Below are 11,723 nucleotides of genomic sequence, written 5' to 3'. Positions count from 1 at the left end.
ACCCAGATCATCAAGGGCGACGGCAGCACCGTGGTCGCCGGTGAAGTCATCGCGATCATCGACACCGATGGCGTCGCCGCTGTTGCTGGCTCGGCGCATGCGCCGAGCGCCGCCGCACCCGCAGCTGCACCAGCCGCTGCTCCTGCAGCCGCCACCGGTGGCAGCAAAGGCGACGTGGCCATGCCGGCCGCCGCCAAGATCCTGTCGGAAAAAGGCCTGAGCGCTTCCGACGTCGCCGGTTCCGGCAAAGACGGCCGCGTCACCAAGGGCGACGCCCTGGCCGCCGGCGCCAAAGCCCCTGTAGTCGCGCCACTGGCGCCAGCCGCTGCCAAGCCAGCGCTGCAAGCGGTCGCCGCTCCAGCTGCGCCTAACCTGGGCGAGCGTCCGGAAGAGCGCGTGCCGATGAGCCGCCTGCGCGCCCGTATCGCCGAACGCCTGGTGCAGTCGCAGTCGACCAACGCCATCCTGACCACCTTCAACGAAGTGAACATGGCGCCAGTCATGGAGCTGCGTAACAAGTACAAGGACAAGTTCGAGAAAGAGCACGGCGTCAAGCTGGGCTTCATGTCGTTCTTCGTCAAGGCGGCCGTCGCGGCGCTGAAGAAGTACCCGGTCATCAACGCCTCGGTCGACGGCAACGATGTCGTCTACCACGGCTACTTCGACATCGGCATCGCGGTCGGTTCGCCGCGCGGCCTGGTGGTGCCGATCCTGCGCAACGCCGACCAGATGTCGTTTGCCGACATCGAGAAGAAGATCGCCGAATATGGCCAGAAGGCCAAGGACGGCAAGCTGGGCATCGAGGAGATGACCGGCGGCACCTTCTCCATCTCCAACGGGGGCACCTTCGGCTCGATGCTGTCCACCCCCATCATCAACCCGCCGCAGTCCGCCATCCTGGGCGTGCATGCGACCAAGGACCGCGCGGTGGTGGAGAACGGGCAGATCGTGGTCCGCCCGATGAACTACCTGGCCATGTCCTACGACCACCGCATCATCGACGGCCGCGAGGCGGTGCTGGGGCTGGTGGCGATGAAGGAAGCGCTGGAAGATCCGGCGCGGCTGCTGTTCGATATTTGACACGAACAAGCCGGGGACCGCACACCCCGAACCATGTCATCCCGGGCTTGACCCGGGATCCATGCGGCGCCGGATCGGTCGCCGTCGTGGCTTGCGGGGCTAGCCCGCAATGACATGGTTCCCCTGCGACCTGGTCCCCACGACAAGAAAGAATCCATGGCCAACAAGCAATTCGACGTCGTCGTCATCGGCGGCGGTCCCGGCGGCTACATCGCTGCCATCCGTGCGGCGCAGCTCGGTTTCAACACCGCCTGCATCGACGAGTGGAAGAACGGCAAGGGCGGCCCCGCGCCCGGCGGCACGTGCACCAACGTCGGCTGCATTCCCTCCAAGGCGCTGCTGCAATCCTCGGAGAACTACGAGCAAGCGGCGAAGCACTTCGGCGACCACGGCATCAGCATGTCCAACCTGGCGATCGACATCGGCAAGATGCTCGCCCGCAAGGACGCCGTGGTGAAGCAGAACAACGACGGCATCCTGTACCTGTTCAAGAAGAACAAGGTCACCTTCTTCCATGGCCGTGGTTCCTTCGCCACCGCAGGAGACGGCGCCTATGAAATCAAGGTCGCGGGCAGCCAGGAGGAAACGATCTCGGCCAGGCACGTGATCGTTGCCACCGGTTCCAACCCGCGCGCGCTGCCCGGCGTGCCGTTCGACGAGGACAAGGTGCTGTCCAATGACGGCGCCCTGCGCGTCCCCGCGGTGCCGCAGAAGCTGGTGCTGATCGGCTCGGGCGTGATCGGCCTGGAGATGGGCTCCGTCTGGCGCCGCGTCGGTGCCGAGGTCACGGTGCTGGAAGCGCTGCCCACCTTCCTGGGCGCGGTCGACGAGCAGATCGCCAAGGAGGCGCACAAGGCCTTCACCAGGCAGGGCCTGAAGATCGAGCTGGGCGTGAAGGTCGGCGAGGTCAGGAACGAGGGCCAGGGCGTCTCGGTCTCGTACACCACCGCCACTGGCCAGGCGCAGAAGCTGCAGGCGGATCGCCTGATCGTCTCGATCGGCCGCGTGCCCAACACCATCGGCCTCGACCCCGAAGCGGTCGGCCTGGCACTCGACGAGCGCGGCGCGATCGTCGTCGATGCCGAATGCCGCACCAACCTGCCGAACGTGTGGGCGGTGGGCGACGTGGTGCGCGGGCCGATGCTGGCGCACAAGGCGGAGGAAGAGGGCGTGGCGGTGGCCGAGCGCATTGCCGGCCAGCATGGCCACGTCGACTTCAACACGATTCCGTGGGTGATCTACACGAGCCCCGAGATCGCCTGGGTCGGCCGCACGGAGCAGCAGCTCAAGGCGGACGGCGTGCAGTACAAGGCGGGCACTTTCCCCTTCATGGCGAACGGCCGCGCGCGCGCGCTGGGCGACACGACGGGCATGGTGAAGTTCCTGGCCGACGCCAAGACCGACGAGATCCTGGGCGTGCACATCGTCGGCCCGATGGCCAGCGAGCTGATCTCCGAGGCGGTGGTGGCGATGGAATTCAAGGCCTCCAGCGAAGACATCGCCCGCATCTGCCACGCCCACCCGTCGCTGTCGGAAGCGACCAAGGAAGCGGCGCTGGCGGTCGACAAGCGGACGCTGAACTTCTGAAAAACAAACAGCCGGACGCAGAAGACGCAAAAGCCTCGCAGAAGACGCAGAAGAATCATTGAATGGGTTTTTTTTGCGCCTTCCGCGGTACTTCTGCGAATTCTGCGTCCGGCTGTCGGGTGTTTGAATGAGCGTCCGATCCGTCTACGACTCCGAACTCCAGGCCCGCGGCTACCAGAGCGATCCCGCGCAGTTGCGCGGCGTCGAGGCGCTGGAGCGCTGCGCCGACGAGTGGGCGCACTTTAAGGAGCAGCGCTCCAACGCCTTCAAGAAGCTGATCAACCACCCGGACATTCCGCGCGGCGTCTACCTGTATGGCGGAGTGGGGCGGGGCAAGAGCTTCCTGATGGACTGCTTTTTCCAGGCGGTGCCGCTGGTGCGCAAGACGCGGCTGCACTTCCACGAGTTCATGCGTGAAGTGCACCGCGAACTCGCCGAGCTGCAGGGCACCGTCAACCCGCTGCACGAACTCGGGGTGCGCATCGCCAGGCGCCATCGCCTGATCTGCTTCGACGAGTTCCACGTCGCCGACATCACCGACGCGATGATCCTGCACCGGCTGCTCGACTCCTTGTTCGAGAACGGCGTGGGCTTCGTCACCACCTCCAACTTCCGGCCCGACGACCTCTATCCCAACGGCCTGCACCGCGATCGCATCCTGCCGGCGATCGCGCTGCTGAACGAGAAGCTGGAAATCATCGACGTCGACAACGGCACCGACTACCGCCGCCGCACGATGGAGACGGTGAAGCTGTATCACACGCCGCTGGGCCCGCAGGCGGACCGCGAGATGGACGAGGCCTTCAGCCGGCTGGCGGAATCGCGCGACGAGGACCCGACCCTGCAGATCGAGCATCGCGAGATCCGCGCGCGCCGCAAGGCCGGCGGCGTGGTGTGGTTCGATTTCCGCACGCTGTGCGGCGGCCCGCGCTCGCAGAACGACTATCTCGAGATCGCCACCCAGTTCCACACCGTGCTGTTGAGCGACGTGCCGCGCATGTCGGCGCGCAATGCCTCGGAGGCACGCAGGTTTACCTGGCTGGTGGACGTGCTTTACGATCGCCGTGTGAAACTGATCCTTTCCGCCGACGTGCCGCCGGAGGCGCTGTATACCGAGGGCGCGCTGGCGCACGAGTTCCCGCGCACCGTGTCGCGCCTGAACGAGATGCAGTCCACGGAGTTCCTCGCCCTCGAACACCGCACCGTCGATACCCGCCTCACATGAAGCACCTGGCCGTCCTGCTGTTCGCCCTTTCCACCGCCTGCGCGGTTCATGCGCAGGCGCAGCCCGAGGCGTCGCCCCAGCCGGAAGCACAGTCCGAGACGCGGCTGCGGGGCGAGGCCGCCGATCGCGAGCGCATTCGCAGCGAGCGTGCCGCCGCCGCGGCCCGCCTGAAGGAGGCGCAGATCGCCTGCCGCGCGCGCTTTGCCGTGACCGGCTGCAGCAAGGCCGCCGCCCGCGAGTACAACGCGATCCAGAGCGAACTGCGCCGGCAGGAAGGCGTGCTCGACGATGCGGAGCGCACGCGCCGCGCGGCAGCGCACCAGAAGTCGCTGGACGAGCGCCTGTCCCCCGAGCGCCAGCAGGAAGCCGAGCGCAAGCGCGCCGCCGCGCTGGCCGAGCAAAAGGACCGCGAAGCGCGTGCCACCGAAAGCGCGGCGAAGAAGGCGGCCGACGTCGCGAAAAAGGCCGCGCAGCCACCGCGCGTGAAGACGCCCTCGGCGCATGGTGGCCCGCAGGGGACGCCGCGCAGCCCGCTAGAGCCCAAGAGCCACGGCCCCACCCCCGAGGAAGCCGCCCACAACCGCGCCGAGCACGAGGCCCGACTGCAGGCGGCCGAGCGCCACCGCGTCGAGGTGCAGGAGCGGATCGCCAAGCGCACGAAGCCGGCGGCGTCGGCACTGCCGTCGCCGCGCTGAGCCTGCTCAACTCCCCAGCGGCTCCAGCTTGACGATCAACAGCGACAGGTTGTCGCCGCCGCCATGCGCGCGCTGGCGCGCCTTCTCGATCAGGAATTCGCTCGCCTCGCGCGGCGACAACGACGCCAGGACGGAGCCGAGTTCATCCGGGCTGAAGTAGTGCCACACCCCGTCGCTGCAGGCGAGCAGGATGTCGCCGGGCCGCAGCTGCGGGATCGAGTGCACGTCGCTCGGCGGGTCTTCCTCGGCGCCCAGGCAGCCCATGAGGATGTTGGACTGCGGATGCACGTTGGCTTCTTCCTCCGTCAACTCGCCGCGGTCGACCAGCGTCTGCACGTAGGAGTGGTCCATGGTCCGGCGCACCATCTGGGGGCCATGGAAGTGGTAGATGCGCGTGTCGCCGGCATGCACCCAGTGGCATTCGCCGTCCGGGTTGATGATGAACACGGCGATGGTGCTGTGCGGCTCCTGCTCGGCGGAGATGGCGGTCAGCTTGATCACCAGGTGCGACTCGTGCACCATCTGCCGCAGCAGTGCGGGCGCATCGTCGTGGTCGGGCGAGTAGCGCTCGAACAGCTGCTTGCAGGTCATCATCACCTGGTCGCTCGCCTTGCGGCCGCCGCTGCGCCCGCCCATGCCGTCGGCCACCACACCGAGCACACAGCCGTTGATGCGGGGGTGCGCAACCAGTGCAATCTGGTCCTGCTGGTATTCGCGGTCGCCCTTGTGGATGCCCGTGGATGCGGTAAGTCGATAACCTTTGCTGCTCATGGGCCCGGTCTGTTGCGCTGGTGCGCGTCGCTCGATTATTGTCTGCGAAAGACGTATTATCGACCGGTTCCCGCCGGGTGGCGCCCCGCCTGAAGACCTTGGACATCAACCTGCATTCCCCCGAACGGCGCCTGATCGAGCTTCGCATGGAGCACGCCGACCTGGACGCGCTGATCGACGGCGCCGTCGAGCAACCCCCCACCGACGAGCTGATGCTGCGCCGGCTCAAGAAACGCCGCCTTGCCTTGCGCGACCAGATCGCGCGGCTCGAGCTCGCGCTCGATCCCAAAGAACCCGCCTGATGACGGATTCGGCAGTCGCGTCGCCCGGGCGCCACGGTGCATCGGCCGACGCTGGGCCGCATGGCGCGCCCGCCGCTGCGGGCCCACGTCTCGAAGACCTCACGCGCGAAGTGTTCGTCGCGGGCGGTCTCCTGTCGCGCGCCGCCGAAGCCTTCCGCCCGCGCGCCGGGCAGACGGAAATGGCCGTTGCCGTCGCTCGCACCATCACGCACGGTGGGGCGCTGGTGGTCGAGGCCGGCACCGGCGTCGGCAAGACCTTCTCGTACCTGGTGCCCGCGCTTCTGAGCGGCGAGCGCGTGCTGCTCTCCACCGCCACCAAGACGCTGCAGGACCAGCTGTTCGCGCGCGACCTGCCGCGCCTGGCGCAGGCGCTCGGCCTGCCGGTGCGCATGGCGCTGCTCAAGGGCCGCGCCAGCTACCTGTGCAGCCATCGCCTGGAACTGGCGCGCCGCGATGCCAACCTGCCGGATCGCATGGCCTTGCGCACGCTGGCCAAGATCGAGGAGTGGGCGCAGGGCACGCGCACGGGCGATCTCGCCGAGATGCCCGGACTCGACGAACGCTCGCCGCTGCTGCCCCTGGTCACGTCCACGCGCGAGAACTGCCTGGGCTCGCAATGCCCCAAGTTCCGCAGTTGCCACGTGAACAACGCGCGGCGCGAGGCACTGGCCGCCGATGTCGTCGTGATCAACCACCACCTGTTCTTCGCCGACCTGGCCGTGCGCGAGTCGGGCATGGCCGAACTGCTGCCCACCGTGCGCGTGGTGATCTTCGACGAGGCGCACCAGCTCAATGAGACGGGCGTGCAGTTCCTCGGTCGCCAGCTCGGGACCGGCCAGCTGCTGGATTTCACGCGCGACCTGCTGGCCGCGGGACTGCAGTTCGCGCGCGGGCTGGTCGACTGGCAGCAGCTCGCGTCGGCGGTGGAACGCGCGACGCGCGACCTGCGCCTGGTGGTCGGCCGCGCCGCGCCGGGTGCGCGCCTGCGCTGGACCAGCGAGGCGCCGGAAGGGGTCGATGAAGAGGCATGGTCCGAGGGATTGGCCACGCTGGAAGCAGCGCTGCTCGCCGCGACCGAAGGCCTGGGCTCGCTCAGCGAGAGCGCGCCCGACTTCGTGCGGCTGCACGAGCGCGCGAGCCTGCTCGCGCAGCGCGTGCGCGCCTTCACGCTCGCGCCGCAGGAGGGCGCCGTGCGCTGGGTGGACGTCAGCACGCAGCTGCGCCTGATCGAGTCGCCGCTGGACATCGCCGAGGCCGTGCAGCAGAAGCTGCTCAAGCCCGCCGACGAGGAGGACACCGAAGCGCGCCGGCGCGCCTGGGTCTTCACCTCGGCGACGCTGGGCGACGATGCGCGCCTGTCCTGGTTCACGGAGCCCTGCGGGCTGGGCGAGGCCGAAGTGCTGCGGGTCGCGAGTCCGTTCGACTACCCCACGCAGGCCGCGCTGTACGTGCCGCGCACCCTGCCGCGGCCCAACGATCCGGGCCACAGCGCCGCGGTCGCCCGGATTGCCGAAAGCGCGGCGCGCCGCATCGGCGGCCGCACGATGGTGCTGACCACCACGTTGCGGGCGCTGCGCGCGATCGGCGAGCAGTTGCAGGCGCGCTTCGGCGACATGGGCGAGCTCGAGGTGCTGGTGCAAGGGCAGTGGCCCAAGAGCCGGCTGATCGAGCGCTTCCGCGAGGGCGCCAGCCATGGGCGCGCCGGCTGCATCCTGGTGGCCTCGGCTTCGTTCTGGGAAGGGGTGGACGTGCCGGGCGAAGCGCTGCAACTGGTGATGATCGACAAGCTGCCGTTCCCGCCGCCGGGCGATCCGCTGGTGGAGGCGCGCGGCCAGCGGCTCGAGGCGCTGGGGCGCAGCCCGTTCAACGACTACTTCGTGCCGGAAGCGGCCGTGGCGCTCAAGCAGGGCGCTGGCCGCCTGATCCGGCGCGAGAGCGACCAGGGGCTGCTGGTCGTGTGCGATACGCGCCTGGTGCAGATGGGATACGGCCGGCGACTGCTCGCCGCGCTGCCGCCGATGCGCAGGATCGCGGACGAAGAAGGCTTTGACGAGGCGCTGGCGTCACTGGCCGTCCTGTAGGCTGGGCTGCCGAAGGCACCCCAGCAATCCAATCGGGCGCTAAAACGCTGGGGTGCCTGCGGCAGCCCAGCCTACGAGGGAGCGACCCGCCGCCGCCCCACAAGGCACATCACCAGAACCGCCACCACGCCTTGTCGCCGCGGTTGTTGCCCGTGAGGTAGCGGCTTTGCGGATAGCTGGTGGCCAGCACCCGGCGCGTGTCGTCGCGCAGTTGCGTCATGCCCAGCGCGTCATAGGAGCGCACCAGGATGAACAGCGCTTCTTCCAGCGCCGGCACGTCGCGGTAGTCGGACAGCGCCGACTGCGCGCGGTTGATGGCTGCCACGTAGGCGCCGCGGCTGTAGTAGTAGCCCGCCACGTGTACCTCGTACTGCGCCAGCGAGTTGACGATGTACGTCATGCGCGCCTTGGCGTCGGGCGTGTAGCGCGAATCGGGGAAGCGCGTGCTCAGGTCGCGGAAGGATTCGAAGGATTCCTTCGCCGCCTTCTGGTCGCGCTCGGACAGGTCCTGCTTGGCCAGGAAGGAGAACACGCCCAGGTTGTCGTTGAAGTTGACGATGCCCTTGAGGTACAGGGCGTAATCGAGCGCCGGACTGGACGGGTGCAGCTTGATGAAGCGGTCGAGCGTGGCCTGCGCCTGCGCCTGGTCGCCCGACTTGTAGTAGGCGTACGCCCGTTCGAGCTGCGCCTGCTGCGCGAGCGGCGTTCCGGCCGCGCGGCCTTCGAGCTTTTCCAGCAGCGGGATGGCCTTGTCGTACGAGCCGCCGCCCAGCTCGTCGCGCGCCTCCGCGTACAGCCGGTTGGGACTCATGTTGGCCGTCTTGTCTTCGCTCTTGAAGGCGGAGCAGCCCGCCAGCAGCGACGCGGCCAGCAGGACGGGGACCACCGATAATTTGCCTGGTACGAACACGCGCAACTCTCTTGACTGGAAGGGCACACCATTATATCGACCGACCCCCTGCCGCCCCCGACCGAGGACCTCCTCGACGAGACGGGCGCCGAAGCCGAGACCCGACCGTTCACGATCGCCGCCGCGCAGCATGGCGAGCGGCTGGACCGGGCCCTCGCGCAAGTGGTGCCCGAATTCTCGCGCAGCCACCTGCAGCAACTGATCGAAGCGGGCGCCGTGCGCCTGCGCGCTGCCACGGTCAGCAAGCCGGCGCACCGGGTGCGCGCGGGCGAAGCGGGCGAGATCGAGCTGCGGCCCACGCTGCAAAGCCAGGCCTTCCAGCCCGAGGCGATCCCGCTGTCGCTCGTCTACGAGGACGAGCACCTGCTGGTGATCGACAAGCCCGCGGGCCTGGTCGTGCATCCCGCCCCCGGCAACTGGAGCGGCACGCTGCTCAATGGCTTGCTGGCCCACGACCCGCAGGCGCGCACCTTGCCGCGCGCGGGCATCGTCCATCGCCTGGACAAGGACACCAGCGGCCTGATGGTGGTCGCGCGCACGCGGGTGGCGATGGATCGCCTGGTGCAGATGATCGCGGCGCGCGAGGTCTCGCGGCAATACCTCGCGCTCGCCCATCGGCCCTGGCAAGGGCCGCCGCAACGGCGGGTCGATGCGCCCATCGGCCGCGATCCGCGCAATCGCCTGCGCATGGCGGTGGTCGACCTGCAGCGGCATTCGGGCAAGACGGCGGCCACCGTGTTCCAGCGGCTGGACGAAGCAGCCGCGGGCTGTGGGCTCCTGTGCACGCTGGAGACCGGCCGCACCCACCAGATCCGCGTGCATGCGGCGCACATCGGCCATCCGCTGGCGGGCGATGCGCTCTATGGCGGCGCGCCGGCGGGCGGCCTGGCGCGCCAGGGGCTGCACGCGGTCCGCCTCGCTTTCGCGCATCCTGTCACGGGTGTGCCGCTCGCCTTCCACACCCCGGCGCCCGCGGACTTGCGTGCCGCGTGGCTCGCCTGGGGGCTGCGTTACAATGAATCCGAATGGCTCACGAGCCAGACCGCGGCCGCAGCCTTCACTGGCACCTGAGGCCCGGCCACCGCGCAGCGCGGCCCTGGAGGGGGAGCGCTGCGGCGAGAACAACAACAAAAGCCCTTGGCCCAGAACTGCGCGTCACGGCGCGCCATTTCCAGCTCGAAGTAACTCATGAATACGGCGGATGCCAGGCGCGTCCTCGAAACCGCGCTGATCTGCACGCAGCAGCCGCTCACCGTGCGCGAGCTGCGGGTGCTGTTCAACGACGAACTCGGCGCCGACACCATCAAGGACCTGCTGGGCGACCTGCAGAACGAGTGGGCGCAGCGCGGCGTGGAGCTGGTGTGCGTGGCCAGCGGCTGGCGCTTCCAGAGCCGCCCCGCGATGCGCGAGTACCTCGAGCGCCTGCATCCCGAGAAGCCGCCCAAGTACAGCCGTGCCGCCCTGGAGACGCTGGCGATCATCGCCTACCGGCAGCCGGTGACGCGCGGCGACATGGAAGATATCCGCGGTGTGACCATCAATTCGCAGATCCTCAAGCAGCTGGAAGACCGCGGCTGGGTCGAGGTGATCGGCCATCGCGAGGCCGCGGGCCGGCCGGCGCTGTATGCGACGACGCGCCAGTTCCTGGACGACCTGGGCCTCGGCTCGCTGGACCAGCTGCCCGAACTGCAGGGCCCGTCCCGGCAAGGCGTGTTCGAGGCGCTGGCCCAATCCCTCCCTCCGCAGCCCGAACTGGAAATCGGTCCGGCTGAATCCCCCCTGGGGGACTTCGAGGCGGCCGGCTCCGACGGCGCGCCCCTGGACCCTGCCGCCGGCATCGGCGACCCTGACGCGGCGCAAGCCGTCGAGACCTGAACATGAACGACCCGACCGAAGCCATGGCGCGCACGCCTTCCGAAGACGCCCCCGAGTCCGAGCCGCGCGCGCCCCAGGGCGAAGCGGCCGCGGCCACCGAGCCCGCCGGACCCGCCCTTGCCCACGAGGAGGCCGCCGCCCGCGGCCACGACAGCGACGCGGACGACGAGGACCACGACGAAGACGACGTCGATGGCAACGGCAACGGCGCTCGCTCGGCGCGCCGCCGCGCGGAGGCAGCGTCCCTGCCGCCGCCAGCGCCGGTGCGCTTCGAGGACGTGATCACCGGCCGCTTCGACGCCGAAGAAGAAGCCGTCGACGCGACCCTGGCCAAGCGCGTGCTGTTGCCGCAACCGGAGACGCCCAAGCTGCACAAGGTGCTGGCCCAGGCCGGCCTGGGCTCGCGGCTGGAGATGGAGCAGCTGATCATGGAAGGGCGGATCTCGGTCAACAACGAGCCCGCGCATATCGGGCAGCGGATCCAGTTCGGCGACCAGATCAAGGTCAACGGCAAGCCGATCCGCGTGCGCATCGCGCCGCCGCCGGCTCGCGTGATCGCGTATCACAAGCCCGTCGGCGAGGTCGTCACGCACGACGATCCGCAGAACCGGCCCACCGTGTTCCGCAAGTTGCCCAAGCTGCAGCAGGGCAAGTGGCAGTCGGTCGGCCGCCTGGACCTGAACACCGAGGGCCTGCTGCTGTTCACCAGCTCCGGCGAGCTGGCCAACATGCTGATGCATCCGCGCTTCGGGCTGGAGCGCGAGTACGCCGTGCGCGTGCTGGGTGCGCTCAGCAACGAGGAGCGGCAGCGCCTGCTGGACGGCGTCAACCTCGACGATGGCCGCGCCAGCTTCGGCACCATCGAGGAGGGCGGCGGCGAAGGCTCCAACGTCTGGTACCGCGTGACGATCAGCGAAGGCCGCAACCGCGAAGTGCGACGCCTGTTCGAGGCGGTGGGCCACGCGGTCAGCCGGCTGATCCGCATCCGCTACGGTGCGATGGTGCTGCCGCGCGGCTTGAAGCGCGGGGCCTTCATGGAACTCGACGAGCGCGACATCGACGCGCTGACCCGCGCCGCCGGTGCCGGCGAGCGGGCGCGGCCGGAGCGGGCCCGGCAGGAGCAGCAGGGCGATCCGCGCGGCAACCGCAACAAGCGCCGCGGCGGCCCCCCGCGCGGCGACGGCCCGCGTCCGCAGG

The 11,723-nt window shown here is 69.1% G+C and carries 11 protein-coding genes; 9 read left to right on the top strand and 2 right to left on the bottom strand.

Annotated features, from left to right (window positions below; all coding sequences use genetic code 11):
- From odhB to JWP60_RS04285, 4 genes are all read left to right on the top strand, one after another.
- On the top strand, positions 1-1,080 hold a 1,080-nt coding region (odhB, locus tag JWP60_RS04300), incomplete at its 5' end, for a 2-oxoglutarate dehydrogenase complex dihydrolipoyllysine-residue succinyltransferase (RefSeq protein WP_299786776.1).
- Between the two features lie 156 nt (positions 1,081-1,236).
- Positions 1,237-2,667 carry a dihydrolipoyl dehydrogenase gene (gene lpdA / locus JWP60_RS04295; protein WP_299786773.1) on the top strand — a complete coding sequence of 477 codons (1,431 nt, stop codon included), beginning with the start codon at positions 1,237-1,239 and terminating at the stop codon, positions 2,665-2,667.
- Between the two features lie 127 nt (positions 2,668-2,794).
- Positions 2,795-3,892 (top strand): cell division protein ZapE, encoded by a 1,098-nt coding sequence (gene zapE, locus JWP60_RS04290; protein WP_299786770.1) that lies wholly within the window; start codon positions 2,795-2,797, stop codon positions 3,890-3,892.
- Positions 3,889-4,587, top strand: a complete 699-nt coding sequence (locus JWP60_RS04285) for a hypothetical protein (RefSeq protein WP_299786767.1) — start codon at positions 3,889-3,891, stop codon at positions 4,585-4,587. Before zapE ends, JWP60_RS04285 begins: the two co-directional genes overlap by 4 nt.
- Positions 4,588-4,593: 6 nt before the next feature.
- On the opposite strand, the gene JWP60_RS04280 is transcribed toward JWP60_RS04285, so the two are convergent.
- Positions 4,594-5,358, bottom strand: a complete 765-nt coding sequence (locus tag JWP60_RS04280; RefSeq protein WP_299786764.1) for a protein phosphatase 2C domain-containing protein — start codon at positions 5,356-5,358, stop codon at positions 4,594-4,596.
- 98 nt (positions 5,359-5,456) lie between these two features.
- On the opposite strand from JWP60_RS04280, the gene JWP60_RS04275 reads away from it, so the two are divergent.
- Both JWP60_RS04275 and JWP60_RS04270 read left to right on the top strand, forming a co-directional pair.
- Positions 5,457-5,660 carry a YdcH family protein gene (locus tag JWP60_RS04275; RefSeq protein WP_299786761.1) on the top strand — a complete coding sequence of 68 codons (204 nt, stop codon included), beginning with the start codon at positions 5,457-5,459 and terminating at the stop codon, positions 5,658-5,660.
- Between the two features lie 179 nt (positions 5,661-5,839).
- Positions 5,840-7,741 carry an ATP-dependent DNA helicase gene (locus JWP60_RS04270; protein ID WP_299786782.1) on the top strand — a complete coding sequence of 634 codons (1,902 nt, stop codon included), beginning with the start codon at positions 5,840-5,842 and terminating at the stop codon, positions 7,739-7,741.
- Positions 7,742-7,850: 109 nt separating this feature from the next.
- Here JWP60_RS04270 and JWP60_RS04265 read toward each other — a convergent pair whose 3' ends face one another.
- Positions 7,851-8,651, bottom strand: a complete 801-nt coding sequence (locus JWP60_RS04265) for an outer membrane protein assembly factor BamD (protein ID WP_299786715.1) — start codon at positions 8,649-8,651, stop codon at positions 7,851-7,853.
- A gap of 114 nt (positions 8,652-8,765) precedes the next feature.
- On the opposite strand from JWP60_RS04265, the gene JWP60_RS04260 reads away from it, so the two are divergent.
- From JWP60_RS04260 to JWP60_RS04250, 3 genes are all read left to right on the top strand, one after another.
- The gene (locus tag JWP60_RS04260) at positions 8,766-9,722 is read left to right on the top strand and encodes an RluA family pseudouridine synthase (protein ID WP_299786779.1); all 957 of its coding nucleotides are present in this window, start codon (positions 8,766-8,768) and stop codon (positions 9,720-9,722) included.
- 117 nt (positions 9,723-9,839) lie between these two features.
- A complete protein-coding gene (gene scpB, locus JWP60_RS04255) occupies positions 9,840-10,526 on the top strand; it encodes an SMC-Scp complex subunit ScpB (protein WP_299786713.1) in 687 nt (228 codons plus the stop codon).
- A 2-nt stretch (positions 10,527-10,528) separates the two neighbouring features.
- The coding region (locus JWP60_RS04250) for a pseudouridine synthase (RefSeq protein WP_299786711.1) at positions 10,529-11,723 on the top strand (1,195 nt) is incomplete at its 3' end.

Origin of the sequence: Ramlibacter sp. (assembly GCF_028291745.1) — a bacterium.
GTDB lineage: Bacteria > Pseudomonadota > Gammaproteobacteria > Burkholderiales > Burkholderiaceae_C > Ramlibacter.
The sequence above is the reverse complement of the archived record's forward strand: the minus strand, read 5'-3'. Positions and strand labels throughout refer to the sequence as shown.